Source organism: Pseudonocardia hierapolitana (assembly GCF_007994075.1).
GTDB classification, from domain to species: domain Bacteria; phylum Actinomycetota; class Actinomycetes; order Mycobacteriales; family Pseudonocardiaceae; genus Pseudonocardia; species Pseudonocardia hierapolitana.
Genome location: NZ_VIWU01000001.1, coordinates 277,961 through 303,679 on the forward strand (window position 1 = coordinate 277,961; position 25,719 = coordinate 303,679).

A 25,719-nucleotide genomic window follows, 5' to 3' on the forward strand; every position below is an offset into this window, starting at 1 on the left:
ATCCCGACGCGCGGCGGCTGCCGGCGGCCCGCTCGGCGAGGACGATCAGTCGTACCCGAACCGTGAGCGTGGAGGAACAGATGAGCTACCCGTTCGACCCCGAGCTCGCCGCAGCAGTGGCGATGATGCCGGTCGTCGAGATCAGCGACGTCCCGAGCGCCCGCGCGCAGGCGGCCGAGATGTTCGCTTCCGTGTACGGCGAGCCCGACCGTTCCGGCGTCCAGGTCCGCGACGAGCTCGTCCCCGGTCCGGACGGCGCCCCCGACGTGCGGCTGCGGATCTACACCCCGGACCGGCCGGTGGCGCCGGCCGCGATCTACGACGTCCACGGCGGCGGCTTCATCCTCGGCGCGATCGACATGTTCGACGGGAAGAACCTGCGCCTCGCCCGCGAGCTCGGCGTCACGGTCGTCACCGTGGAGTACCGGCTCGCACCCGAGCACGCCTACCCGGCCCCGCTGGAGGACTGCTACGCCGGGCTCGTGTGGACGGCGAAGAACGCCGACTCGCTCGACATCGACCCTGACCGGATCGCGATCCACGGCGAGAGCGCAGGCGGTGGCCTGTGCGCGGGCCTGGCGTTGCTCGCGCGCGACCGCGGTGGTCCCTCGATCGCGTTCCAGTACCTCGGCGTGCCCGAACTGGACGACCGCCTCGACACGCCGAGCATGCGCGCGTTCACCGACACACCGATCTGGAACCGGCCGAACGCGGTGGTCAGCTGGGACTCCTACCTCGGCCCGGGGAAGCGCGGCACTCCCGACGTGCCGATCTACGCGGCGCCCGCCCGGGCCACCGACCTCACCGGGCTGCCACCGGCCTACGTCTCGGTGATGGAGTTCGACCCGCTGCGCGACGAGGGCATCGCGTACGCGCTGGGCCTGATGCAGGCCGGCGTCTCGGTGGAGCTGCACGCCTTCCCGGGGACGTTCCACGGCTCGGCCATGGTGGAGCAGGCCGCGGTGAGCAAGCGCGAGGCCGACGAGGCGCTGGCGGTCCTGCGCCGCGCCCTCAAGCTCTAGTTCCCCGGACCGGGCCACTGGCCAACCGCCGCGCGAGCAGGGCGAACCGGGCGCGGAAGCGGTCTCCCGGCTCGTCGAGGCGCCAGCCCAGCTCGTGCTCGACGCGGGCGAGCCGGTCGGCCACGGAGCTGTGGTGCAGGTGCAGCAGCGCCGCCGCCTTGCGCAGCGACCCGGTGCGGCAGAACGCCTCGAGCGCGGCCACGTCGGTGGCCGGCAAGGCGTCCAGCGCAGCGACGTCGGGCTGGGCGCGGAGCTGCTCGGGTGGCAGCTCACCCAGCAGGGCGAGCGACCCGAGCTCGGCGTGATCGATGATCGCGTCGTCCGCTGTGGCGAAGCGCAGGGCGAGCTTCGCCTGCATCCAGGACGTGCGGGCCTCAAGGCCCGGCACCGGCCGGCCGACGCCGACCCGTACGGCCGGTGCGGTGGCGCGCTCGCGGGCCCGCGCCTCGAAGGCGACCCGGAGATCCGCCACCACCGTGGCGGCCGACTCGTGCGGCTGCAGCAGCATGGCGGCCCGGCCCCCGATGACGGCCACACGCGCGGCCCGCACGGGCCGGCCCCGGGTGACGAGCGCGACCGCGGCCGCGCCCGGGTCACCGTCGGCCGCGACCGCGAGGGCGCGCACCGGGACCTCGGTGTCCAGGCCGAGCAGCCGCAGGGCCCGCGCGCGGTCCTCCGGCGCCTCCCGCTCGGCGAGCACCAGCTCGACGAGGCCGGGATCGGCCAGATCCGGGGCGGGCGTGCGGCGCTGCGGGACCGCGAGCAGGCGGGCGCTGATCGCGAGCCGCTCCAGCACGAGGTCGTCCAGCGGCCCGGCCCCGCCGTCGCGGGCGAGCCACACCCGCCCGGCATCGGGCCCGATCTCTACGCTGCCGGTGACCACCACCTCGCCGGCGGACGATCCGTCGGGGCGGAACACGAGCGGTTCCGTGCCCGTCCGGTCCATGCCCGCCGGGCACTCGGCCAGTGCCGCGGTGGCGCGCACGAGCTCCACCGGGGTGGCGCCGCGCTCCACGAGGGCGTCGAAGTAGGCGATCACCCGCACCGCGGCCTCGGCGTCGGCGTCGACCGCCGAGAGCCGCAGGAGCAGACCCTTCACGAGCGCCAGCCTACGGCGCAGATCAGCGGCGCCGTCGGCTCCGACGGTGCCCCGACGAATGCCGCCGCTGTACTCGCGCCGGCGGCTTCGAAGCGGCCGGGATTGCAGCAAGGCCACCTTCCTGCAGCGTCGTTGCGGGAAGGTGGCCTTCCTGCAACGGCCGCGGGGTAGGCCGGAGCACCAGCCACTGCTGCACCAGCGTCCAGGCGCTGTTCGTGAGCCAGTAGAGCAGGATCGCCACCGGGAACGGGAAGAACGCACCGCCGACCAGGACGCCCAGGGGGAAGACCCACGGCGTCCACCGCATGATCCCCGCGAGCGGGCCGTCCGCAGGCTGCTGGCGCAGCGACAGCCGGGCCGTGAGGTGCGTGGCCAGTGCCGCGAGCAGGACGAGGGGCACGGTGACGACCGCGACCTCCCAGCGCTCGACCCCGACCGCGTCGAGGTGCGGCATGCTCAGGTAGGCCGAGAGCGGCACCCCGAACAGCCGGGCCTCGAGGAACGAACGAACCTCGTCGGGGCCGAACGCGTAGTTGGCGAGCTCGGGGTTCGTGAAGCTCGTCAGCACGTGCAGCAGGCCGAGGAACACCGGCACCTGCAGCAGCACCGGCAGGAGGGTGCTCGCCGCGCTCACTCCGTGCGCCCGCTGCAGGGCCCCGGTCTCCTGCAGCAGGCGGGCCGGATCGTCGGCGTGCCGGGTGCGGAGCGCGGCGAGCTGCGGCGTGAGCTCCCGCATCACCCGGGCGGACCGCACCTGGGCGAGGAACGGCCGGATCAGGAGTGCCCTCAGCGTCAGCACGAGGAACACGACGGACAGGGCCCATGCGGCGCCACTCGACGGGCCGAGCAGGAACCCGAACAGCTGGTGCCAGCACCACATGACACCGGAGACGGCGAGATAGAGAGGATCGAACAAGGCGATGTCGAACAAGGCAGCACTCCACGGGAGCCGGGGTCGGACGGACGCGTCGACCGGCGGCGTGGATGTGCGCTACGCCGCCGGGAGGGGCTCCGACGGCGCTCGGGAGCGGGTGTGCCCGGGGGCGTCCGGGTCGCGGTGGCGCGGCACTGGCCTGCGGGCGAGTGCCCGGTGGTGGTCGCGGGCGGCGACCACCGGGCCGGTGCCGCTGAGCACGGGCAGGACCGCCGCGACCTCCCTGGCCACCACCCACGCGACGACGAGGGTGCCGAGGGCACCGACGAGGAGGGCGGGCTCGACGGTGGTGCCCGCCAGCATCGCGAAGAGCGCTCCGGCGAGGGCGACGAGTCGCGACACCGGAGTCATGTCCACCACCGTACCGGTAACCCGGTGGCACCCGGGCCGCCGTCGCGGCAGGCTCACGGCGTGCTCACCGTCGCGCCCGATGCGCTGCGCCCCTGGTTCACGCCCGAACGCCCGGGCCCGCTGGTCTTCGAACACGTCGCGCGCACCGGCCACGGCACCGTCCGGGTGGACCGCTGGCCCGACCCGCGGGTGGTGATCGCCGAGCTGCCGAGCAACCTCTCGCTGCGCGGCGACCCGGACTACCTGCCGCCCGCCGATCTGGCCGAGCTCACCGGGTTCGTCGACGCCCCGCCCGAGTGGCTGCCCGCCCTGCGCGCGTCGGATCCGGACGTCGCGCCGTGGAACCGGCTGATCGCCGTGCTGCCCGACACCGCGGCGACGCCGACACCCGCCCCGGACGTCCGGCTGCTCACCGGCGACGACGCATCCGCGCTCGCCGGCCTCAGCGCCGAGAGCGGGTGGATCGCGCAGACCTGGGGCGGGGTGCCCGGCATGCTCGCAGCGGGCGTCGCGCGGGGCGTCGTCGTGGATGGGCAGATCGCCGCGATCGCCGTGCCGTTCTACCTCGGCGGCACCTACGAGGACATCGGCGTGGTCACCGAGCCCGGTCACCGCAGGAAGGGGCTGTCCACGGCGTGCGCGGGCGCGCTGATCGCCGACATCCGGGCCCGCGGCCACGTGCCCACCTGGTCGACGTCGCCGGACAACACGGGCAGCCGCGGGGTCGCGGCGCGGCTGGGCTTCGTGCACGTGCGCGACGACGTCCTCTACGCGCTCCGCACGCCGGTCCCGACGTCCTAGTGCCCCGCCCTAAGGCGTCAGCAGGCCCCGCTGGTAGCCGGCGGCCACGGCGGACGCGCGGTCGCGCACCTCGAGCTTGGCGTAGATGTGCAGCAGGTGGGTCTTGACCGTCGCCTCGCTGATGAAGAGCCGCTGCGCCGTCTCCCGGTTGGTGGAGCCCGCCGCGACGAGCCGCAGCACCTCCAGCTCCCGCGCGGACAGTGTGGCCTGCGCCGGTCCGCGGACCTGGCCCATGAGCCGGCCCGCCACCGCCGGTGACAGCACCGCCTCCCCGCGGTGGGCCGCTCGCACGGCGCGCAGCAACTCCTCACGCGGGGTGTCCTTCAGCAGGTAGCCGGTTGCGCCCGCCTCGATCGCCGGGAGGACGTCGCGGTCGGTGTCGTAGGTGGTGAGCACGAGCACCCGGGCGTCGGGCGCGACGCGGCGCAGCTCCCCGATCGCCTCGACGCCGCCCATGACCGGCATCCGCAGATCCATGAGCACGACGTCCACCGAGGTGGCCCGGACCCGCGCCAGCGCCTCCGCGCCGTGGCCCGCCTCGCCGACCACCTGCATGTCCGACTCCCCGTCGAGCACACCACGCAACCCGTCGCGAACGACGGGATGGTCGTCGACGATCAGCACCCTGATCGGGCCCATCACCTCACCTCCGCCGGGATCGCCGGCACGCTCGCGCTCAGCGCCACGCCCTCGCCCGGCGCGCTCTCCACGCTGAAGGTGCCCGCCACCCGCCGCACCCGCTGCTCCATCGCCAGCAGCCCGAACCCGGAGCCGTCGCGCGCACCGGAGACGAACCCGCGCCCGTCGTCGCGGACGTCGAGCACCACCACGTCGTCCATGTAGGACAGCGTGAGCCCGACGCGGCCGGCGTCCGCGTGCTTGGCCACGTTGGCGAGCGCCTCCTGCGCCACCCGGAACAGGGTGACCTCCAGCTCCGGCAGCAGCGGGCGCGGATCGCCGGTGGTGTCGAGGATCAGCTCGACGCCGCTCCCCTCCGCCCACCGCTTCGCCATGTCGGCGATCGCGTCGGGCAGCTGCGCCTCCACGAGCTGCCGCGGGCCGAGCGCATCCACCGAACGGCGGGCCTCGGTGAGGCTCTCACGGGCGAGCGCGCGGGCGGTCTCGATGTGTCGGCGCCGCACCGCGGGATCGCCGTCGGCCACGCCTGCCGCTTCGAGCTGGGTCACGATGCCGGTGAGGCCCTGGGCGATCGTGTCGTGGATCTCCCGCGCCAGCCGGGCCCGCTCGTCGAGCATCCCGGCCTCCCGCGCCTGAGCGAGCAGCTGTGCGTGGAGGCTCGCGTTCTCGTCGAGGGCCTCCGACAGCCGCCGGTTCGTCGCGCCCAGCTCGTCGATGATCTCGCGCCGGCGCTGGTTCTGCTCCGACATGAACACGCCGAAGTAGGTGCCCCCGCCCCCGAGGAGCGCGTTGGCCACGGTGAGCACGCCCACGGCGGCCCCGAGCCCGGGCGTGAATTCGGCGAACCGGCCGCCGACCTGCGAGTAGGAGACGATCGCCGCGCCGATGACGACGGCGACGAAACGCCAGCGGCCGTGCAGGAACGTGAAGGCGTGGATGTAGACGGCGAGTACCTGGAACGCGAAGAGCGGCGAGGCGTGGACCAGCGCAGTCATCAGCACGAGCAATCCGCCCATGTAGACGGCGCCGGCGACCGGGCGCTCCGCCCGCGGCGTGCTGCCCGCCGTGAAGACCGCGCACCACGTCGCCGTCACCGGGACCAGCGCGCCGATGACCACCCACGGCCACGTCGGGCCTCCGGCAAGGAACGGTGGGGTGAGCGCGAGACCGATCGCCAAGCCGGCGTAGGGGGCGTAGCGGCCGATCGCGGTGTCGATGCGGTGCTCGACCGCGTCGAGCCGACGCGCCGTCTGCTCGGCGCCGGACGACACACCGGACGACGCGGTCACCCCCCTGCTCCCACCGGCACACCGTAACCGCGGCTGCTCGGGGCGAGCGCAACCCCGCGATGCGCCCGCCCCTCGTTCCTCCGCACGTGATCCATGTTGCGCGATGGGCCGGGCCGTGCGATCGACCGGAGCGCCACCACCGGATCCATCGATCGGTGGATGCCCGAGCGGCCGCGCTACCGTCGCCCACGTGCCCGAAGGCGACACGGTCCACCTCACCGCGAAGCGGCTGCGTGCGGCGCTGTCCGGGCACCTGCTCCTGCGCGGCGAGCTACGGCACCCGCAGCTCGTCGAGCACGACCTCGCCGGTCGCACGGTGCTCGACGTCCGTTCCGTCGGCAAGCACCTGTTCACGCGGTTCGACGACGGCCGCAGCCTGCACAGCCACCTGCGCCTCGACGGTTCCTGGCACCTCTACCGCCCCGGCATGCCGTGGCAGCGGCCCGCCCACCAGGCCCGCGCCGTGCTGGAGACGGCCGAGCGCACCGCTGTCGGGTTCCTGCTGCACGACCTCGAGCTGCTGCCCACCGCCGAGGAGAGCCGGCTGGTCGGGCATCTGGGGCCCGACCTGCTCGATCCCGCGTGGAGCGACGACCACACCGCCGAGGCGCTGCGCCGGTTCACCGCCCGCGGGGCGTCCGAGCTCGGGCTCGTCCTGCTCGAGCAGCGGGTGATGGCCGGCGTGGGCAACCTCTACAAGAACGAGGTGTGCTTCCTGCTCGGGCTCTCGCCGTGGACGCTCGCGCGCGACGTCCCCGACCCGGCCGCCGCGGTCACCCTCGCCCGCGACCTGCTGCTCCGCAACGCAGACCGCCCGGAGCAGTCCACCACCGGCGAGCTGGCCCGCGGCCGGCAGCACTGGGTGTACGACCGCGGCGGGCAACGCTGCCGCCGTTGCGGCACCCGCATCCGCACCGCGAAGCAGGGCGACGACGTCCACGCCCGCATGACGTGGTGGTGCCCCACCTGCCAACCCGGCCCCTCCCCCACCCGCGAGTCCGGCAACCGGACACGGTGAGTCGGACACCCCCACACGGCGAGTCCGACATCCCATCCGGGCGAGTCCGACATTTCAGCACGGCGAGTCGTGCGAATCAGCACGCAGTGCAGCGTGCGTGCGGACAGCGAGTACGAGCGGGCGCCGGACTCGCCGCACCGGACGTCGGACTCGCCGCGTCAAGATGCTGGACTCGCCATGTCGAGATGCTGGACTCGCCGCGTCGGACGTCGGACTCACCGTGCGGGATTGCAGGACTCGCCGTGCACGAATGCCCGACTCGCCGTGCATGAACGTCGGACTCGCCGTGCACGAATGCCCGACTCGCCGTGTGTGAACGTCGGACTCGCCGTGCACGAATGCCCGACTCGCCGTGTGTGAACGTCGGACTCGCCGTGCGGGGTGGCGCGGTCGGGCGGGCTGGAGACGGCGACGCCGCCCGGTCCCTGGCGGGGCGGGCGGCGTCGGGGATCGTGCTGCTCAGGCGGTGCCGGGCTGCTGTTGCTTGTTGAGCTGCTGGGTGGGGGCGGCGGCCTGGTCGCCCGCGGTGACCTCGCCGGCCACGGGGGTGCCGTGCAGCGAGGCGCGGATCTGCTCCAGGCGGCTCGCGCCCGCCATGTCCACCGTGGACTGCTGGACCTCCAGCATGCGGCCCTGCACCGAGTTGGCCGCAAGGTCGGCCTGGCCGAGGGCGTTGGCGTAGCGACGCTCGATCTTGTCGCGGACCTCCTCCAGCGACGGGGTGCTCCCCGGCGCCGCGAGCTCGGTCATCTGCCGCAGGGACGCGGCCGCCTGCTCCTGCATCTTGGCCTGCTCCAGCTGGCTGAGCAGCTTGGTGCGTTCGGCGATCTTCTGCTGCAGCATCATCGAGTTGCGCTCGACGGCCTGCTTCGCCTGCCCGGCGGCCTGGATCGACTGGTCGTGCAGCGTCTTGAGGTCCTCGACGGACTGCTCGGCGGTGACCAGCTGGGTGGCGAACGCCTGCGCGGCCTGCTCGCGCTGCTGGGCGGTGGTCTCGTCGCCTGCGGCACGGGCCTGGTCGGCGAGCACGAGCGCCTGCCGAGCGGATGCCTGCAGCTTCTCGATCTCGCCGAGCTGCCGGTTGAGCTTCATCTCCAGCTGCCGCTGGTTGCCGATCACGGCCGCGGCCTGCTGGGACAGCGCCTGGTGCTGCCGCTGGGCCTCCTCGATGGCCTGCTGGATCTGGACCTTCGGGTCGGCGTACTCGTCGACCTTGGACGAGAACAGCGCCATCAGGTACTTCCAGGCCTTCGTGAAACCGTTGGCCATCTGCTCCGCCCTCCGAGTGCGGCGCACTCGCCGCTGCCTGTCCGTTTCGTTCCGGCCACCCGGCCGACCTGCCGGATGCGCTGGGCCCCATCGTGGCACCGGATCGGTCCGGCTTCCACTGATCGGCGACGATATCGGGGATCATCCGGAGGCCACCGTCGGGGCGACCCGGACCTCAGGCTACCGGGCCGGACGGCAAGGTGGGGCGACTCGACACCCGGTGGGCACACGTCGGGCGCCCGCCGTGGAGCGGGCGCCCGGACGGAACGGGTGCTGGAATTCTCAGGCGGCGCGGACGGACGCCAGCGCGACGGGCTGCGACGGGACCGGCGTGGCGGGGCGCGGCGCCACCGGGGCGACGGGCGCGACCGGCGACATCGGCGTGAGCGGCCCCTCGTCGGCGGCGGTGGCCAGGCGCAGGTCCATGTGGCGAAGCCCGATCGGGCGGCGCAGCCGGGCGGCCTCGGCCGCGACGGTCTCGGCGGCGATGGCCTGCGCGGCCTCGGCGAGCAGGTCGCTGAGGGCGATGTCGAGGGCTTCGCAGATGGCGGCGAGCAGCTCGCTGGAAGGCTCCTTGCGCCCCCGCTCCACCTCGGAGAGGTAGCCGAGGCTCACCCGGGCGCGCCGTGACACGTCCCGCAACGTGCGTCTGCGTGCCGTGCGCACGCGCCGCAGGCTGCCGCCGATCGCCTCTCTCATCAGCACCGCCATGCGACCCTCCTCATCGTCCGCCGGGCGCGGCCGCCCGCAACCCGGTGAGATCACCGTACCGACTCACGGCCCGTCGCGTCGCCGTGCTCGGGGGCGCGGCGCGTCCGCCCACGGCGAACACGACGGGCGACGGGCGGCTCAACCGGCTGCGGCGGCCGCCGCCCGCAGGCGCAACGCACGCAGCACGTAGTCCACACCGGTGCCGACGGTGAGCGCGATCGCGAGGCCGAGCACGGCCCATCGCAGGGTCCAGACGACGCTGGTGGCGCCCAGCAGCTCGGGTAGCGGGAGCAGGTACAGCCCGATCGCGACGGCCTGGCACAGCGTCTTCGCCTTGCCGCCGCGGCTGGCCGGGATGATGCCGTGGCGCAGCACCCAGAACCGCAGCACGGTGATGCCCAGCTCCCGGCCCATGATCACGATCGTGACCCACCACGGCACCTGCCCCAGCACGGACAGGCCGATGAAGGCGGAGCCGGTGAGCGCCTTGTCGGCGATGGGGTCGGCGATCGTGCCGAACGCGGTGACGAGGCCGCGGCTGCGCGCCAGCTCACCGTCGAACCGGTCGGTGATCGCGGCGAGCACGAAGACGCCGGTGGCGGCCAGCCGCCAGCCGATGTCGACGCCGTCCTCGGTGAAGAGCACGACGAGGAAGACCGGGACCAGCAGCAGCCGGACACCCGTGAGGACGTTCGCGATGTTCAGCAGCGGCGGTGGGCTCGCCGGTGCAGAGCTCACCCCGACTCCCGAGCGCCCGCGGCGGCGAGCTCACTGCGCGCCAGCCGCTCCCGCGGCGACACGAGCAGGTCGGTGCCCTCCGTGCCGACGACGACGGCGCGTACGAGGTCCCCCACCTCGAGGCCGGAGCCGCGCTCGAGCACGCACTCGCCGTCGACCTCGGGGGCCTGGTGGTCGGCGCGGCCCGTGCACTCGAAGTCCTCGTCCTCCTCGGCCTCGACGAGCACGGTGACCTCGGTGCCGACGCGGTCCTCGGCGCGCTGGGCCATCAGCTCCTCGACGAGCGAGGTGATGTGCTCGACCCGCCGGGCGATCTCCTCCGGCGGCAGCTTGCCGTCGTAGCCCGCGGCCTCGGTGCCGTCCTCGTCTGAGTAACCGAAGACGCCGACGGCGTCGAGCCGCGCCCCGACGAGGAACGCCTCCAGCTCGTCGAGGTCGGCTTGCGTCTCGCCGGGGAAGCCGACGATGACGTTGCTGCGGATGCCGGCCTCGGGTGCGAGCGCGCGGATCCGCTCGCACAGCCCGAGGAAGTCCTCGCGCGAGCCGAACCGGCGCATCCGCCGCAGCACCGCGGGGCTCGCGTGCTGGAAGGACAGGTCGAAGTACGGGGCGACACCCGGGGTGGTGGCGATGACCTCGAGCAGGTCCGGGCGCAGCTCCGCCGGCTGCAGGTACGACACGCGGACCCGGTCGATGCCGGGCACGTGGGTGAGCCGCGGCAGCAGCCGCGCGAGCGCGGTGGTCCCGCCGGGCAGGTCCTTGCCGTAGGACGTGGAGTTCTCGCTGACCAGCACCAGCTCGCGCACGCCGTGCATGCCCAGCCACGCGGCCTCGGCGACGACGTCGTCCGGCTGCCGCGAGACGAACGCGCCGCGGAACGACGGGATCGCGCAGAACGCGCAGCGGCGGTCGCAGCCGGAGGCGAGCTTGAGCGGGGCGACCGGGGCGTCCGACAGCCGGGTGCGCGCCAGGTTCGGCACCCAGGCGTGGCCGGGGACGGCGATGTCGCCCGCGGCGGCGGGCCGCTCGACGGGGGAGATCGGCAGCAGCGTGCGTCGGTCGACCGGGACGTGGGGGGCCGGGGCGTGGCCGCCGAGGACGTCGCCGAGCCACTCGGCGAGGTCCGGGTAGGCGTCGAACCCGAGCACGGCGTCGGCCTCGGGCAGGCTCTCGGCCAGCTCGGCGCCGTAGCGCTCGGCGAGGCAGCCGACGGCCACGACCTTCGCCCCGCGGGGGGCGGCCGCGTCGGACGCCGCGAGGAGCGTGTCGATCGAGTCCTTCTTGGCCTGCTCGACGAATCCGCAGGTGTTCACGACGATGACGTCGGCGGTGCCGGAGTCGGCGTCCACCAGCTCCCACCCGCTGCCGGTGAGCCGGCCTGCGAGCTCCTCCGAGTCGACCTCGTTGCGGGCACAGCCGAGGGTGAGCAGGGCGGCACGCCGCGGGGTGACGGGTTCGGGCACGGGCACCAGGGTATCCGGCGTGCCTCTCTAGGCTTGCGGGTCGTGGCGACACCACTCGTGCGGCGGGCACGCACCGCCGACGTCCGGACCATCAAGCAGCTCGTGGACTCCTACGCCGGACGGGTGCTGCTCGCCAAGGAGATGATCACCCTCTACGAGGCCGTCCCGGAGTTCCTGGTGGCGGAGCTCGACGGCGAGGTGGTCGGCTGCGGTGCGCTGCACGTGCTGTGGGAGGACCTCGGCGAGATCCGCACGGTGGCGGTGCATCCACGCGTGCTCGGACACGGCGTCGGGCACGCGATCGTCGGCAAGTTGATCGAGGGTGCCCGCGAGCTGGGCCTGAAGCGCCTCTTCGTGCTCACCTTCGAGAAGCAGTTCTTCTCCCGCCACGGCTTCGAGGAGATCGACGGCACGCCGGTGGAACCGGACGTGTTCGCCGCGATGCTGCGCTCCTACGACGCCGGTGTCGCCGAGTTCCTCGACCTGGCCCACGTCAAGCCGAACACGCTCGGGAACGTCAGGATGCTGCTCCACCTGCGGGATGAACTACATCCTGACCTCCGGTCTGCTGGTAGCGCCGAAGCCCCGGGTTAACTTCGAACCATGCTGGTCGGTGCGCATGAGGTCGAGGTGTTCGAGGGGGCCAGGGCGCGGTTGGAGGCAATCGCGTACCGCCTGCTGGGGTCGGCGAACGATGCCGAGGACGCGGTGCAGGACACGTTCCTGCGCTGGCAGTCCGCCGACCGGGAGCTCATCGAGACGCCCGAGGCGTGGCTGACGAAGGTGCTCACCAACATCTGCCTCAACCGGCTCACTTCGGCGCGGGCCATGCGAGAGGCCTATGTGGGCCAATGGCTCCCCGAGCCGGTCTTCGCCGGGGACCGGATGCTCGGTCCGTCCGACACCGTCGAGCAGCGTGAATCGGTCTCGATCGCGATGCTCACGCTGATGGAGCGGCTCTCGGCCAAGGAACGCGTCGTGTACGTGCTGCGCGAGGCGTTCGGATACTCACACGGCGAGATCGCCGAGGTGCTCGACCTCACCGAGTCGAACTGTCAGCAGGTCTACCGGCGTGCCAAGCAGCACCTGGCCGCCGACCGGCGCCGGGTGGCGGTCGATGCGGCCGCCGCCCGCAAGATCGTCGAGGAGTTCCTCGCCGCGGCACTCAGCGGCAGGACCGACTCACTGGTGAAGATGCTGACCGACGACGCGATCAGCGTGGGTGACGGTGGCGGCGTGGTCTTCTCGGTGCCTCGGCCGATCAACGGTGGCCTGCGGGTGGCGAGGTTCCTTCGCACGCTGTTCGAGCCCAGCGAGGCCAAGTGGGAGATGATCGGCGGTCGTCCCGACCTGTTCGCCGCGGTCGCCAATGGCGTACCCGCGCTGGTGATGGTGGTCGGCGACCGGGTCGTCGGAGTCTTCTCGCTGGACGTGACCGCCGACGGCATCGCGGCCGTCCACGCCCAGGCGAACCCCGGCAAGCTCGACCGCGCCACGCGCCAGTGGACCGTGTCCGGACACGGGGAACCGCTCACCGGCACCTGGTGATCCAGATCACATCGCACTGCTGTCAGGTTTCACGTCGCTGTCCGGTTCAGGAAGCGAACACCGACCGGACAGGAGCGAGACCATGAAGCACCGCATCGTCGTCCTCGGGGCCGGATACGCCGGAGCCAACGCCGCCGGGCGCCTGGCCAGGCGGCTGCACCCCGCCGACACCGAGATCACCCTCGTCAACGTCGATCCCGAGTTCGTCGAGCGCGTCCGCATGCACCAGCTCGCGACCGGCCAGGACCTGAAGCCTCGTCCACTGACCGACGTCTTCGCGGGCACGGGCGTGCAGGTGCGGCTCGCGCAGGTCACCGCCGTTGACACCGAACGCAAGACCGTTGGCGTCGTCGACGCCGACGGCCCCGGCGAGATCGCCTACGACACGCTCGTCTACGCCCTCGGCAGCGCCGCCGACGACTGCGGCGTTCCCGGCGTCGCCGAGCACGCCCACCACATCGCCGGCAGGCAGTCCGCGCTGCGGCTGCGTGCGCGTCTGGCCGACCTCGCCGCGGGCGAAACGGTGCTCGTCGTCGGCGGTGGCCTCACCGGCATCGAAGCCGCCACCGAGATCGCCGAAACCCGACCGGACCTCGAGGTCTCACTCGCCGCCCGCGGCGGCCTCGGCGACTGGCTGAGCACGAAATCCCAGAGCCACCTGCGCACGGCATTCGACCGGCTCGGCATCACCGTGCGCGAGCACACCGACATCGCGGGCGTCGAGCCGACCGGCGCGTTCACCGCCGACGGCCACGCGATCCCGGCCCAGGTGACCGTCTGGACGGCCGGCTTCGCCGTCCATCCCATCGCCGCGGCCACGACCCTGCAGGTTTCCGCGACAGGGCAGATCGTCGTCGACGACACCATGCGGTCGGTCTCGCACCCCGACGTCTACGCCGTCGGTGACGCCGCGCTCGCACCGGGCGCGAGCGGCACACCACTGCGGATGTCCTGCGCATCGGGAGTCCCAACGGCTCACCAGGCGGCCGACGCCATCGCCGCCCGCCTGACCGGACGTCGAATCCCCCCGAACAAGATCGGCTACACCGCCCAGTGCATCAGCCTCGGCCGCCGCGACGCCATCGTGCAGTGGGTGACCCCGGACGACCAGCCCAAACCGTCCGCGATCACCGGCAAGACGGCCGCGCGCCTGAAGGAGATGATCTGCAAGGCCGCCGCCTGGAGCATCTCGCATCCGACATCGATGCTCCCGACCCGTCGCCGTCACACCATCCTGACCCAAGAACCGCTCGCGACCACGGTCTGACACCCCGCCACCGCACGGGCGTGCCCGATACGGCCCGTGCGGTGGCAGGGCGGCCGCGCCCGGTTCAGCAACGACGACAACGCAGCGAGGTGGCCGCCTGGGCGTCGCGCAGTAGGTCGGGGTTCTTCAGCGCGCTCCTCGGTAACCTCGGGTCGTGACCGCCGCCGTCGTCGAGAACGCGTTCCGCACGTGCGGGCGCGTGCCCGCGGCGTGGCTGCGTCCGTACGTCAGCGCGTACACCGGCTACCGGATGGAGGCCACGCCGCCGTCGGTGCACCAGGGCGTGGCCTCGGCCCACCTCACGTTCCTGTTCTGCCTCGACGGCCGCGTCGACGTGCTCAGCAACGGCGACCCCACCAAGCCCGCGGGCAGCTTCACCGCCGCGGTCGGCGGGCTGCACGACGCCCCGGCCCGCATCGCCCAGGGCGACCCGCAGACGGGCCTGCAGCTGCGGCTCACCTGGCGCGGCGCCCGCGCCCTGCTCGGCGTGCCGGCCGGCGCGCTCGCCGGCGACACGGTCGACCTCACCGACCTGCTCTCCGGCCGCGCGAGGGCACTGCTGGACCGGCTCGCGTCCGCCCGCGGCTGGACGGAGCGGTTCGACCTGCTCGACGCCGAGCTCACCGGATGGCTGCGGCGCGGGCGCGGCGAGCGCGGTGTGCTGCCCGAGGTCGGCTACGCGTGGGACCGGCTGGCCGAGACCGGCGGCAACCTCCGCATCGAGGAGCTCGCCCGCGAGGTCGGGTGGAGCAGGCGCTACCTCGCGGAGCGGTTCCGCGCCGAGACCGGGCTCGCTCCCAAGGCCGCCGCGCGCGTGATCCGCTTCGAGGGCGCATGCGACCGGCTGCTCGCGCCGGACCGGCCCGCGCTGGCGTACGTCGCGGCCGAGGCGGGCTACGTCGACCAGGCGCACCTCTCCCGCGACTTCCGCGACCTCGCCGGCCTCCCGGCCACCGCGTGGCTCGCGGAGCGGAGCGGCCGCTGAGCCGCTCGGGAGCCGACGATCGTCAGGCCGGCTCGAGCTCCCGCCGGAAGCACACGCGGTGCTGCCCCGGGCCGTCGTAGTCGCTGTGCACGGAAACCCCGTCGACCTCGCGGTCGCCGGGCTCGACGGTGAAGCCCATCGCGCGGTGGAACGCGATGGATCCCGTGTTCGTCGGCGAGGTGATCGCCCGGACCGTCCGCCTGCCCTCCTTCGCCGCTTGTGCGAAGAACGTCGTGTAGAGGCTGCGCGCGGTCCCGGTTCCGCGCAGCTGCGGGTCGACGCCCACGAAGTGGATGTACGCCTCGTCGGCGGCGTCGGCGGAGTGGAACCCCACGAGGAAGGCCCGGATCCCGGAGTCGTCCTCGACCACGAGGCTGGTCCGTGCGAAGTGCTGCAGGAACAGCTTCGGCAGGAGCAGCGAGAGCTCCCACGCCTGCGTAGGCGTGCGCGAGTCGGCCCACCAGCTCTGCACGCGCTCCACGATCGCGCGGTGGTCCTCGACGCGTGCCTGCCTCACGCCGCTCACTCGTCGTCGGCGTCCGGCTCGGGGCCACCACCGCGGATCAGCCAGAGCGCGTTCTCCAACTCGTCCGGCTTGATCAGCACCTCGCGCGCCTTCGACCCCTCCGACGGGCCGACGATCCCCCGCGTCTCCAGCAGGTCCATCAGCCGCCCGGCCTTCGCGAAGCCGACGCGCAGCTTGCGCTGCAGCATCGACGTCGACCCGAACTGCGAGGTGACGATCAGCTCGGCGGCCTGGATCAACACGTCGAGGTCGTCGCCGATGTCGGGGTCGATCTCCTTGGCCTCGCCCGCCTTCTGCGCGGTGACGCCCTCGGTGTAGGTGGGCTCGGCCTGCTCCTTGGTGAACGCGACGACGGAGGCGATCTCCTCGTCGCCGACGAAGGCACCCTGCATGCGCACCGGCTTGCCCGCGCCCATCGGCAGGTACAGCCCGTCGCCCATGCCGATGAGCTTCTCGGCGCCGGGCTGGTCGAGGATCACGCGCGAGTCGGTGAGCGAGGACGTGGCGAACGCCAGGCGCGAGGGCACGTTGGTCTTGATCAGACCGGTCACGACGTCGACGGACGGGCGCTGGGTTGCGAGCACCAGGTGGATGCCGGCGGCGCGGGCCTTCTGGGTGATCCGCACGACCGCGTCCTCGACGTCGCGCGGCGCGGTCATCATCAGATCGGCCAGCTCGTCGACGATGCAGAGGATGTACGGGTACGGGCGGTACTCCCGCTCGCTGCCGAGCGGTGCGGTGATCTCGCCGGTGCGCACCTTGCGGTTGAAGTCGTCGACGTGGCGGACCTTGTTGGCCTGCATGTCCTGGTAGCGCTGCTCCATCTCCTCCACGAGCCACGCGAGCGCGGAGGCGGCCTTCTTGGGCTGCGTGATGATGGGCGTGATCAGGTGCGGGATGCCCTCGTACGGGGTGAGCTCGACCATCTTCGGGTCGATGAGGATCATCCGGACCTCGTCGGGGGTGGCCCGCGAGAGCAGCGACACGAGCATCGAGTTGACGAAGCTCGACTTGCCGGAACCGGTGGAGCCCGCCACCAGCAGGTGCGGCATCTTCGCCAGGTTCGCGACGAGGAAGTGGCCCTCGATGTCCTTGCCCAGCCCGATGCCGAGCGGGTGCTGCTCGGTGCGGGCGGCGCTGGACCGCAGGACGTCGCCGAGGCGCACCATCTCGCGGTCGGTGTTGGGCACCTCGATGCCCACGGCGGACTTGCCGGGGATCGGCGCGAGCAGCCGCACGTTGTCGGTGGCCACGGCGTAGGAGATGTTGCGCTGCAGCTGGGTGATCTTCTCGACCTTCACGGCCGGGCCCAGCTCGATCTCGTACCGCGTGACGGTCGGACCGCGGGTGAACCCGGTGACCTGCGCGTCGACGTTGAACTGCTCCAGGACGCCGCTGATCGACTCGATCATCGCGTCGTTGGCGCGGCTGCGCGTCTTCGGCGCGGGCCCGGTGGGGAGCAGGTCGCTCGGCGGCAGCTTGTACGGGGCCACGCCCTCCGAGGGCTGCACGGTGAGCCGCAGCTGCTCGCCCACCGCGCCATCGGGTTCGGGCTCGGCGGGCGGCGTGGCCGGCACGGTGGCGGGCTTGCGCCTGGGCTGGGCGGGCGCCTCCTCGGCGGGCGGGTCGAGCGCCTCGGGGGTCTCGGCGGGGTCCTCGCGGTAGACGTCGGCCACCCGGGAGGCCTGCCGCCTGCGCGACGGGCGGCGCAGCGCGACCGAGGGCGTCTCGGTGACGGCGTCACCCGGCTCCTCCGCCGCAGGCGCCGGCTCGTCGACGGTCTGTCCGGTGAGCCTGCGGAACCGGTTCGGCACCTCCCGCACGGGCGTGCCGGTGAGCACGAGGAACGCGTAGCCCGACAGCAGCACCAGGACCGGCACCGCCACCCACGACGTCAGACCGGTGGCGAGCGGGGTGGCGGCGACGTAGCCGAGCGCTCCCCCGCCCTGCGACCACCGGGCCGGTTCGTCCGGCCGCCCGGCGACGATGTGGACGAGGCCGAGGACGCCGAGCGCGAGCAGCAGCGAGCCGACGGCGATCCGGGGGCGGGACTCCGGGTGCGGCTGCGAGGCCATGAGCAGCACGCCGACCCCCACCACGAGAACCGGGAGCACCACCGCGCCGAGCCCGACGACCGCCGCCACCGCTGCCGAGAGCCAGTGGCCGACCGGGCCGCCCGCACCCCACCAGATGCCAGCCGCAGCGACCACGCCGAGCACGAGCAGCGCCACGCCCAGACCGTCGCGGCGGTGGGCCGGGTCGAGCTCGCGCGTGCGCCCCACGGCGCGGCCCACCGACCTGCCGAACCGGGCGATCCCCCGGCCCACGCCGTCGATGCCGCGGTCGATCAGGTCGGGCTGCCTCCGCGCCGGCGTGCGGCGGGTGGAGCCCGACCGGCCGCGCGCGGTGGAGCGGGACGCCGGCGTGCGGCGCCCCGAGCCCCGTGCAGATCGGCCCGACGACGCTGCCCCGGACATCGCCGCGGTGCTCCTGCCGCCGCCGGCGGTCGTCCGTCCTGCCATGCGTCCCACGGTATCGGGGAGCGACCCCCGGTCCGGTGACCGACACCCGCAGGCAGCGGCGTGATCCAGAGCATCGGCTCACGCCGGGCCCGGGTCAGCGGTAGCGCGTCAGCACCACCCACGTCGTCGTCCGCACGGTCTCGCGCCACTTCTGGATGCCGTCGAGCACGGCGTCCAGCTCGCCCGCGCTCGGGGCGGTGACCAGCACCATCAGGTCGTACTCGCCGGTCACCGACTCGATCTCCGACACCCCGGGCATCGCGGAGAGCCTCCGGACGTAGCCGGCCACGTCCGCCGTGCGGACGACGATGCCGATGCGGGCGCGGTGCGCGGCCGCCTCGCCCGGCAACGCCACGTCGGCCCGGTACCCGCGGATCACTCCGGCCCGCTCGAGGCGCTGCACCCGGGCGAGCACCGCGGTGCGCGAGAGCCCCACCGCCCGGCCGAGATCGGCCATCGACGCGCGACCGTCGGCCACCAGGTGCGCGAGCACGCGGCGGTCGAGGTCGTCGAGCTGACGATCCGTCGGCGGCACGGCACACATCGTGGCACTTCGTCACCGATACCGACGGTCGACGCGCTGCGCGCCGACGATCTTCGAACCGACACTTCCGGCATGACCGTTGCGCCCGATCGCGTCCACGAGACGCTGCGCCGCCACCTGCTCGTCGACGGGTTCGACCTCGTGCTCGACACCCGGGCGAGCCGCGGGTCCTGGCTGGTCGACGCCCGTGACGGGTCCCGCTGGCTGGACATGTTCAGCTTCTTCGCATCGAGCCCGCTCGGCATGAACCACCCGGCGCTCACGGGCGATCCGGCGTTCCTCGCCGAGCTCACCGAGGTGGCGGTCAACAAGCCGTCGAACTCCGACATCTACACGACGCACATGGCCGCGTTCGTCGAGACGTTCGAGCGTGTGCTCGGCGACCCGGCGCTACCCCACCTGTTCCTCGTCGAGGGCGGGGCCCTCGCCGTCGAGAACGCGCTCAAGACCGCGTTCGACTGGAAGCGCAGGCACAACGCGCTGCACGGGCGGCCAGAGCACCTCGGCACGAAGGTGCTTCACCTGCGGAAGGCGTTCCACGGGCGCAGCGGCTACACCCTCTCGCTGACCAACACCGATCCGCGCAAGACCGCGCTCTTCCCCACGTTCGACTGGCCGCGCATCGACGTACCGGCGATCCGCTTCCCCCTCGGCAGCGCAGATCATCGAGCCGAGGTCGAGTCCGCCGAAGCGCGAGCGCTGGAACAGGCCCGCGAGGCGTTCGCCGCCCACCCGCACGACATCGCCTGCTTCATCGCCGAGCCGATCCAGGGCGAGGGCGGCGACAACCACATGCGCGCCGGGTTCCTGCAGGCCATGCAGGCGCTGTGCCGCGAGCACGACGCCCTGTTCGTGCTCGACGAGGTGCAGACCGGCGGCGGCATGACCGGCACGGCGTGGGCCTACCAGCAGCTGGGTCTGCAGCCCGACGTCGTGGCGTTCGGCAAGAAGCTGCAGGTCTGCGGGATCATGGCAGGCGGCCGGGTGGACGAGGTGCCCGACAACGTGTTCCGGGTGTCCTCGCGGATCAACTCCACGTGGGGCGGCGGGCTCACCGACATGGTGCGCTCGCGCCGGTACCTGGAGGTCATCGAGTCCGACGACCTGATCGAGCGGGCCGCGGTGCTCGGCAAACGGCTGCTGGACGGGCTCGCCACCATCCCCGAGGTCGACAACGTGCGCGGCCGCGGCCTGTTCGTGGCCGTCGACCTGCCCACCCCGGACGCCCGGAACGCGGCCGTCCAGCGGCTGCACCGCGACGAGAAGGTGCTGATCCTCGGCGGCGGGGAGCGCTCGATCCGGTTCCGCCCCGCCCTGACGGTCGGTGAGGACGAGCTGGACCTGGCCATTGCAGCGCTCGCCAGGGCGGTGCGGGCATGACCGTTGCCGGGGTGCGGGAAGAGGGCCACGATCCTGCGATGGGTACGACACGCGAGGTCGGGGCGTACATCGGCGGCAAGTGGCGCGACGACGCCGCGGGCGGCCGCCTCACCTCGATCGACCCGGCCCGCGACACGCCGGTTGCCACCGCGCTGCTGGCCGACGCCGGCGGTTTCGTCGAGGCCTGCCACGTCGCCCGGGAGGCGCAGCGGGCATGGGCCGCCGTGCCGGCCCCGGTGCGCGGCCGGGTGGTCGAGCAGATCGGCCGGCTCGTCGAGGCCAACAAGGACGAGCTCGCCGCACTCGTCACGCGCGAGATCGGCAAGCCGATCGCCGAATCCCGCGGCGAGGTGCAGGAGGTCATCGACACCTGCGCGTTCTTCGCGGGCGAGGGCAGGCGCCTGTACGGGCAGACCGTGCCCAGCGAGATGCCCGACAAGCAGCTGTTCACCTTCCGGGTGCCGGTGGGGGTGGCGGCGATCGTCACCGCAGGGAACTTCCCCGTGGCCGTGCCGTCCTGGTACCTGGTGCCTGCGCTGCTGTGCGGCAACGCGGTGGTGTGGAAGCCTGCCGAGTACACGCCCGCGATCGCCGAGGCGTTCACCGAGCTGTTCGCGCGCGGCGGGCTGCCCGCGGGCGTGCTGAACACCGTGCTCGCCGACGGCAGGACCACCTTCGACGGCCTGTCCGCCGCGCTCGACGCCGGGCTCGTCGACAAGATCGGCTTCACCGGCTCGTCGGCGGTGGGCGTGCGGATCGGCGAGCTGGCCGGGCGGCACCTGCAGAACCCGTGCCTGGAGCTGGGCGGCAAGAACCCCCTCGTGGTCATGCCCGACGCCGACCTCGACCTCGCCGTCGAGGGCGCGCTGTTCTCCGGCTTCGGCACGGCCGGGCAGCGCTGCACGTCGCTGGGCACGGTGATCGTCCACGCATCGGTGCACGACGAGTTCCTGCGCCGCTTCGACGCGGCCGTCCGGGACGCGGCGATCGGCGACCCGACGCGCTCGGACGTGCTGTACGGGCCGATGATCTCGGCCCGGTTCCTGGCGAACTTCGAGAAGCACCTCGACCTGGTCCGCCCGCACCACACCCTGCACGGCTCCACCGGCACCGGCCGGATCACGCCCGCCAACCCGCGCGGGGACTTCACCGGTGAGCCGGGGATCTACGCCCACCCGACCATCGTGGACGGCGTGGTGGCCGACGACGCGCTGTACCGCACCGAGACGTTCGGCCCGATCGTCGGCGTCGCGACGTTCGAGACGTTCGACGAGGCCACAGCTCTCGCCAACGGCCACGGCTACGGCCTGTCCGCGGCGATCTACACGTCCACCCCGGTGCACGCGTTCCGGTTCCGGGAGCGCGCGAGCGCGGGCATGGTGAGCGTCAACAACTCGACGTCCGGGGCCGAGGCGCACCTGCCGTTCGGCGGGAACGGCCGCTCGGGCAACGGGAGCAGGCAGTCGGGGATCTGGGTCCTCGATCAGTTCACGCGGTGGCAGTCGATGAACTGGGACTACGCGGGGAAGCTGCAGAAGGCCCAGATGGACACGGCGGAGCTGCCGGCCGACCCCGCCTACCGCCTCTCCTGACGCTCGTCGGGCTCCCGCCGCGACCTGGGTTCTCGGTACCGGGGCCGTAAACGCACCATCGTGCTCAGGTTCGGATCGGAATGATCAGGCCGGCGAACGGGCGAGACCCAGGAGCTCGGGCAGGTCCGCGACCCCGCCCAGCACCTGCGTGGGCGCCTCGGCACTCAGCTCTGCGCGCCCGGCGATGACGCGCACGGGCGCCTGAGGTCAGGAGGGCTCGTCGTCCTCCGCGCCCGCCCGGCGGATGTCGTCGGCGACGAGCTCCTTGAACGGGTGCAGCCGCTCGTAGAGCTCCTCGGGCGGCACCGCCTCCTCCGGCTCGCGGGTGCCGATGATCCACGGCGCCGCCTCGACCGCCGTGTCCCAGGCCGACTCGTCGGCCGGCTGGGCCTCCCGGGTGCGATCGGGCTCCCCCGCCGGCTCCTGGGCGGGGCCGATGGCGTCGAGGTACACGTTCTGGAAGCCCCGGCGTTCCTCTTCGTGGAACTCGATCCGGGCCTGCTTGCTCCGGAACCGCATCGCCTCCCGGCCGATGCGTTCACGGAACGTCGTGTACTCCCTGCCCTCGTCGTCGCGCAGGACGTACCGGGTCGTCCCGGAGCGTCCCGAAAGCTCCTCGACCTCGCGCACACGCACCTCGCGCTCCACCCGGTCGGGGTACCCGGCCCGGACCCGTCAACCCCCGAGGAACCGCGTGAGGGAGGCAGCCACGACGCTCGGACGGCGGGTGAGGCGCTCCTCCTCGTCGGCGAGCGTCATCAGGCGCAGCCCTGCGTTGACCAGCAGCCAGCGCAGCGGTTCGGGTTCCCAGCGCCGCGACCGGTGCCCGACCCACGGCAGGCGCACCAGTGGGTCGTCGCTCCCGAGGATCAGGGCCGCGAGCGTGCGGCCCGCGAGGTTCGACGTCGCGACGCCGTCGCCCACGTACCCGCCTGCCCAGCCGACGCCGTCCGGCCCGAGCCCGATGCCGGCGTGCCAGTCCCGGGGGATGCCGAGCGGCCCGCCCCAGGCGTGGGTGAAGTCGTCCGGGCGCAGCGCAGGGAACAGCTCGGTGACGGCGGTGCGCAGCCCGGCGAACACCCGCTCGTCGCGGTCGAACGACGGGTGGATCCGGGAGCGGAAGTGGTACGGCGCCCCGCGCCCACCGAACACGAGCCGGTCGTCGGCGGTGCGCTGGCCGTAGACGACGAGGTGGCGGTGGTCGCTGAACGTCTGCCCGCCGGCGAGCCCCGCCTCGTCCCAGAACGACGCCGGCAGCGGCCGTGTCGCGACGATCAGCGAGTACACCGGCACCACCGAGCGCGGGGTGAGCGTGGCGCTCCACGCCTCGGTCGCGCGGACGACGGTGCGGGCGCGCACCACCCCGCGATCGGTCACGACCTCGCGGGGGCGGATCGCCAGCGCCGTGGTGCCCTCCGCGATCCGCCCGCCGCGGCGCTCTACGGCCCGCGCGAGCCCGCGGGCGAGCCGCGCCGGCTGGATCCGGGCGCAGTCGGGTGAGTAGGTCGCCCCGAGCACGCCGGCGGCCCCGACCAGCGCGGACGTCTCCTGCGGCCCGAGCAGCTCGACCCGGTCCGGCCCGTCTGACACCTCGGCACGGGCCCGCGCGAGCTGCGCCGGCGTCCGCGCGAGGACGACGGTGCCGCCCTTCAGCCAGCCGCAGGAGATGCCCTCGTCCGCCACCGCCGTGCCGACCTCGTCCACGGCGGCGCGCATCGCCGCCCGCATCGCGTCGGCTGCCTCGGCCCCGTGCCGCCGGGTGAGTGCGGCCCGGCCGGCCGGGAACAGCGCCGAGCACCAGCCGCCGTTGCGCCCGCTCGCCCCGAACCCGGCGATCTCCCGCTCGATGAGCAGCACACGTAGGCCGGGGTCGCGCCGCAGGAGCGTGTGCGCCGTCCACAGACCGGTGTAGCCCGCGCCGACGATGCAGACGTCGGCCTCGGTGTCGCCTTCGAGGGGTGGGCGCGGCGCGAGGTCGTACCCGTCGGAGGCGACCTGCTCGAACCACAGGCCTACGGCGGCGCTGGTCAGATTCGGACCCACGCCTCCGTCAGCACCCCCCGCAGGATCTGCTCGATCTCGTCGAACTCGGCCGGGCCCGCGACGAGGGGCGGCGAGAGCTGGACGACGGGGTCGCCGCGGTCGTCGGCGCGGCAGTACAGCCCGGCATCCAGCAGCGCCTTGGACAGGAACCCGCGCAGCAGCCGTTCGCTCTCCTCGGCCGTGAAGGTCTCCTTGGTCGCCTTGTCCTTGACCAGCTCGATGCCGAAGAAGAACCCCTCGCCGCGGACGTCGCCGACGATGGGCAGGTCGAGCAGCTTCTCCAGCGTCGCCCGGAACACCGGCGACTGCTCACGGACGTGCTCGTTCAGCCCCTCGCGCTCGAAGATGTCGAGGTTGGCCATCGCGACGGCCGCCGAGACCGGATGCCCGCCGAACGTGTAGCCGTGCAGGAAGGACGTGGCACCGGAGCGGAACGGCTCGAACAGCCGGTCGCTGGCGATCATCGCGCCGATCGGCGAGTAGCCCGAGGTCATGCCCTTGGCGCAGGTGATGATGTCCGGGACGTAGCCGAAGCTCTCGCAGGCGAACATGTTGCCGATGCGGCCGAACGCGCAGATCACCTCGTCGGACACGAGCAACACGTCGTGGCGGTCGCAGATCTGGCGCAGCCGCTCGAAGTAGCCGGGCGGCGGCGGGAAGCAGCCGCCCGCGTTCTGCACCGGCTCCACGAACACGGCCGCGACGCTGTCCGGGCCCTCGGCGAGGATCGCCTGCTCCACCTGGTCGGCGGCCCAGCGGCCGAACGCCTTGAGGTCGCCCGCCACGTGCTCGGGCGCGCGGTAGGCGTTGGTGTTGGGCACCTTGAACGCGCCGGGCACCAGCGGCTCGTACGGAACGCGCAGGTCCGGCACGCCGGTGATGGCGAGCGCGCCCTGCGGGGTGCCGTGGTAGGCGACCTGCCGGCTGATCACCTTGTGCTTGGTGGGCTTGCCGGTGAGTTTGAAGTACTGCTTGGCGAGCTTCCACGCGCTCTCGACGGCCTCGCCGCCGCCGGTGGTGAAGAAGACGCGGTTCAGGTCGCCGGGCGTGTGGTGTGCGAGCCGCTCGGCGAGGTCGATCGCCGAAGGGTGCGCGTAGGACCAGATCGGGAAGTACGCCAGCTCGGCGGCCTGGCGGGCCGCGGTCTCGGCCAGCTCGCGGCGCCCGTGCCCGGCCTGTACCACGAAGAGCCCGGCGAGCCCGTCGAGGTACTCCCGCCCGTCGGCGTCCCACACCCGGCAGCCCTCGCCGCGCACCATGATCGGCACCCGCCCACCGTCCTCGTAGGTGGAGTGCCGCGTGAAGTGCATCCACAGGTGGTCACGGGCGGCATCGGTGCGATCGGTGCCGCGGGGGGTGTGGGAGGAGGTGGGGGCGGTGGCGGTCTCGGGCACGGTGGTCATCGAGTTCCCCAGTTGTAGTGCTGCTTGCGCAGCTTCATGTAGACGAACGTCTCCGTGCTGCGGACGCCGGGCAGCGCTCTGATCCGCCGCCCGACCAGCTCGAGCAGGTGGTCGTCGTCCTCGCAGACGGCCTCGATCAGCACGTCGTAGGACCCGGCCGTGATCACGACGTAGTCGACCTCCGGCATCTCGGCCAGCGCGTCGGCCAGGTCCACGACGTCGCCTCCAGCCTTGATCCCGACCATCGCCTGGCGTCGGAAGCCCAGCTGCAGCGGGTCGGTGACGGCGACGATCTGGATGACGCCCGCCTCCTGCAGCCGCGCCACCCGCTGCCGCACGGCGGCCTCGGAGAGCCCGACCGCGCGCGCGATCGTGGCGTAGGACCGCCTGCCGTCCTCCTGCAACTGCTCGACGATCGCCTTGCCGACGTCGTCGAGCAGGACGTGCGCCGGCTCCGGGGCGAGGGACACGTCGCACAGGGTAGGTGATCGCAACTGAATCCGTCGACAGATCAATTCGGTAATACGGATTTCATCGCCTTCGGCCTGTCAAGGTCTCGAAATCCGCAGAATGGG

Annotated in this window: 25 protein-coding genes; 9 read left to right on the forward strand and 16 right to left on the reverse strand. The window is 73.0% G+C overall.

What is annotated here, in order from left to right; all coding sequences use genetic code 11:
• Nucleotides 1-80 precede the first annotated feature (80 nt).
• On the forward strand, nucleotides 81-1,022 hold the full coding sequence (locus FHX44_RS01355) for an alpha/beta hydrolase (protein WP_147253775.1): 942 nt from the start codon (nucleotides 81-83) through the stop codon (nucleotides 1,020-1,022).
• Here FHX44_RS01355 and FHX44_RS01360 read toward each other — a convergent pair.
• The 3 genes from FHX44_RS01360 to FHX44_RS01370 are packed head-to-tail and all read right to left on the reverse strand — an operon-like array spanning nucleotide 1,012 to nucleotide 3,406.
• The gene (locus FHX44_RS01360) at nucleotides 1,012-2,121 is read right to left on the reverse strand and encodes a PucR family transcriptional regulator (RefSeq protein ID WP_147253776.1); all 1,110 of its coding nucleotides are present in this window, start codon (nucleotides 2,119-2,121) and stop codon (nucleotides 1,012-1,014) included. The two genes, FHX44_RS01355 and FHX44_RS01360, sit on opposite strands and share 11 nt — an antisense overlap.
• Nucleotides 2,122-2,143: 22 nt before the next feature.
• Nucleotides 2,144-3,052 (reverse strand): membrane protein insertase YidC, encoded by a 909-nt coding sequence (gene yidC / locus FHX44_RS01365; protein WP_246170145.1) that lies wholly within the window; start codon nucleotides 3,050-3,052, stop codon nucleotides 2,144-2,146.
• Between the two features lie 60 nt (nucleotides 3,053-3,112).
• Nucleotides 3,113-3,406 carry a DUF6412 domain-containing protein gene (locus tag FHX44_RS01370; protein WP_212612289.1) on the reverse strand — a complete coding sequence of 98 codons (294 nt, stop codon included), beginning with the start codon at nucleotides 3,404-3,406 and terminating at the stop codon, nucleotides 3,113-3,115.
• Nucleotides 3,407-3,466: 60 nt separating this feature from the next.
• On the opposite strand from FHX44_RS01370, the gene FHX44_RS01375 reads away from it, so the two are divergent.
• Nucleotides 3,467-4,207: a GNAT family N-acetyltransferase gene (locus FHX44_RS01375; protein WP_147253777.1), complete on the forward strand. Its 741-nt coding sequence runs from the start codon at nucleotides 3,467-3,469 to the stop codon at nucleotides 4,205-4,207.
• A 9-nt stretch (nucleotides 4,208-4,216) separates the two neighbouring features.
• On the opposite strand, the gene FHX44_RS01380 is transcribed toward FHX44_RS01375, so the two are convergent.
• Nucleotides 4,217-4,846, reverse strand: a complete 630-nt coding sequence (locus FHX44_RS01380) for a response regulator (protein ID WP_147253778.1) — start codon at nucleotides 4,844-4,846, stop codon at nucleotides 4,217-4,219.
• The gene (locus tag FHX44_RS01385; protein WP_246170146.1) at nucleotides 4,846-6,135 is read right to left on the reverse strand and encodes a sensor histidine kinase; all 1,290 of its coding nucleotides are present in this window, start codon (nucleotides 6,133-6,135) and stop codon (nucleotides 4,846-4,848) included. The genes FHX44_RS01380 and FHX44_RS01385 overlap by 1 nt, the downstream gene beginning before the upstream one ends.
• Nucleotides 6,136-6,325: 190 nt before the next feature.
• On the opposite strand from FHX44_RS01385, the gene FHX44_RS01390 reads away from it, so the two are divergent.
• Nucleotides 6,326-7,153: a DNA-formamidopyrimidine glycosylase family protein gene (locus FHX44_RS01390; protein WP_147253779.1), complete on the forward strand. Its 828-nt coding sequence runs from the start codon at nucleotides 6,326-6,328 to the stop codon at nucleotides 7,151-7,153.
• A gap of 459 nt (nucleotides 7,154-7,612) precedes the next feature.
• On the opposite strand, the gene FHX44_RS01395 is transcribed toward FHX44_RS01390, so the two are convergent.
• The 4 genes from FHX44_RS01395 to rimO form a co-directional block, all read right to left on the reverse strand.
• Complete coding sequence (locus FHX44_RS01395; protein ID WP_147253780.1) at nucleotides 7,613-8,422, reverse strand: PspA/IM30 family protein; 810 nt, start codon at nucleotides 8,420-8,422, stop codon at nucleotides 7,613-7,615.
• Nucleotides 8,423-8,704: 282 nt separating this feature from the next.
• On the reverse strand, nucleotides 8,705-9,133 hold the full coding sequence (locus FHX44_RS01400; protein WP_147253781.1) for a helix-turn-helix domain-containing protein: 429 nt from the start codon (nucleotides 9,131-9,133) through the stop codon (nucleotides 8,705-8,707).
• Between the two features lie 138 nt (nucleotides 9,134-9,271).
• Nucleotides 9,272-9,871, reverse strand: coding sequence for a CDP-diacylglycerol--glycerol-3-phosphate 3-phosphatidyltransferase (gene pgsA, locus FHX44_RS01405; protein WP_147253782.1), 600 nt, complete (start codon nucleotides 9,869-9,871; stop codon nucleotides 9,272-9,274).
• A complete protein-coding gene (rimO, locus tag FHX44_RS01410) occupies nucleotides 9,868-11,334 on the reverse strand; it encodes a 30S ribosomal protein S12 methylthiotransferase RimO (protein WP_425469100.1) in 1,467 nt (488 codons plus the stop codon). Before rimO ends, pgsA begins: the two co-directional genes overlap by 4 nt.
• A gap of 42 nt (nucleotides 11,335-11,376) precedes the next feature.
• Here rimO and FHX44_RS01415 point away from each other — a divergent pair, with 42 nt between their 5' ends.
• The 4 genes from FHX44_RS01415 to FHX44_RS01430 all read left to right on the forward strand — a co-directional run bounded on the left by FHX44_RS01415 (nucleotide 11,377) and on the right by FHX44_RS01430 (nucleotide 15,134).
• A complete protein-coding gene (locus FHX44_RS01415) occupies nucleotides 11,377-11,928 on the forward strand; it encodes an amino-acid N-acetyltransferase (protein WP_147253784.1) in 552 nt (183 codons plus the stop codon).
• Between the two features lie 9 nt (nucleotides 11,929-11,937).
• Entirely contained in the window at nucleotides 11,938-12,882 is a 945-nt protein-coding gene (sigJ, locus tag FHX44_RS01420; RefSeq protein WP_147253785.1) for an RNA polymerase sigma factor SigJ, read from the forward strand.
• Nucleotides 12,883-12,964: 82 nt separating this feature from the next.
• Nucleotides 12,965-14,149: an NAD(P)/FAD-dependent oxidoreductase gene (locus tag FHX44_RS01425; protein WP_147253786.1), complete on the forward strand. Its 1,185-nt coding sequence runs from the start codon at nucleotides 12,965-12,967 to the stop codon at nucleotides 14,147-14,149.
• A gap of 154 nt (nucleotides 14,150-14,303) precedes the next feature.
• Nucleotides 14,304-15,134, forward strand: coding sequence for a helix-turn-helix domain-containing protein (locus tag FHX44_RS01430; protein ID WP_246170147.1), 831 nt, complete (start codon nucleotides 14,304-14,306; stop codon nucleotides 15,132-15,134).
• A gap of 22 nt (nucleotides 15,135-15,156) precedes the next feature.
• Here FHX44_RS01430 and FHX44_RS01435 read toward each other — a convergent pair whose 3' ends face one another.
• From FHX44_RS01435 to FHX44_RS01445, 3 genes are all read right to left on the reverse strand, one after another.
• On the reverse strand, nucleotides 15,157-15,651 hold the full coding sequence (locus FHX44_RS01435) for a GNAT family N-acetyltransferase (protein ID WP_342792464.1): 495 nt from the start codon (nucleotides 15,649-15,651) through the stop codon (nucleotides 15,157-15,159).
• A 5-nt stretch (nucleotides 15,652-15,656) separates the two neighbouring features.
• Nucleotides 15,657-18,182 (reverse strand): DNA translocase FtsK, encoded by a 2,526-nt coding sequence (locus FHX44_RS01440; protein ID WP_425469101.1) that lies wholly within the window; start codon nucleotides 18,180-18,182, stop codon nucleotides 15,657-15,659.
• 94 nt (nucleotides 18,183-18,276) lie between these two features.
• On the reverse strand, nucleotides 18,277-18,717 hold the full coding sequence (locus tag FHX44_RS01445) for an Lrp/AsnC family transcriptional regulator (RefSeq protein WP_170308726.1): 441 nt from the start codon (nucleotides 18,715-18,717) through the stop codon (nucleotides 18,277-18,279).
• Between the two features lie 81 nt (nucleotides 18,718-18,798).
• On the opposite strand from FHX44_RS01445, the gene lat reads away from it, so the two are divergent.
• Nucleotides 18,799-20,106: an L-lysine 6-transaminase gene (gene lat / locus FHX44_RS01450; RefSeq protein WP_147253789.1), complete on the forward strand. Its 1,308-nt coding sequence runs from the start codon at nucleotides 18,799-18,801 to the stop codon at nucleotides 20,104-20,106.
• Nucleotides 20,107-20,144: 38 nt separating this feature from the next.
• Nucleotides 20,145-21,698, forward strand: coding sequence for an aldehyde dehydrogenase family protein (locus FHX44_RS01455; RefSeq protein WP_147253790.1), 1,554 nt, complete (start codon nucleotides 20,145-20,147; stop codon nucleotides 21,696-21,698).
• Nucleotides 21,699-21,905: 207 nt separating this feature from the next.
• On the opposite strand, the gene FHX44_RS01460 is transcribed toward FHX44_RS01455, so the two are convergent.
• From FHX44_RS01460 to FHX44_RS01475, 4 genes are read right to left on the reverse strand one after another with little or no spacing between them, the layout of a single operon-like run.
• A complete protein-coding gene (locus FHX44_RS01460; protein WP_147253791.1) occupies nucleotides 21,906-22,334 on the reverse strand; it encodes a hypothetical protein in 429 nt (142 codons plus the stop codon).
• Nucleotides 22,335-22,373: 39 nt separating this feature from the next.
• A complete protein-coding gene (locus tag FHX44_RS01465; RefSeq protein ID WP_147253792.1) occupies nucleotides 22,374-23,741 on the reverse strand; it encodes an NAD(P)/FAD-dependent oxidoreductase in 1,368 nt (455 codons plus the stop codon).
• Nucleotides 23,726-25,144: an aspartate aminotransferase family protein gene (locus FHX44_RS01470; RefSeq protein WP_147253793.1), complete on the reverse strand. Its 1,419-nt coding sequence runs from the start codon at nucleotides 25,142-25,144 to the stop codon at nucleotides 23,726-23,728. The genes FHX44_RS01465 and FHX44_RS01470 overlap by 16 nt, the downstream gene beginning before the upstream one ends.
• Nucleotides 25,141-25,614 (reverse strand): Lrp/AsnC family transcriptional regulator, encoded by a 474-nt coding sequence (locus FHX44_RS01475; RefSeq protein ID WP_246170148.1) that lies wholly within the window; start codon nucleotides 25,612-25,614, stop codon nucleotides 25,141-25,143. The genes FHX44_RS01470 and FHX44_RS01475 overlap by 4 nt, the downstream gene beginning before the upstream one ends.
• Nucleotides 25,615-25,719: the final 105 nt, after the last annotated feature.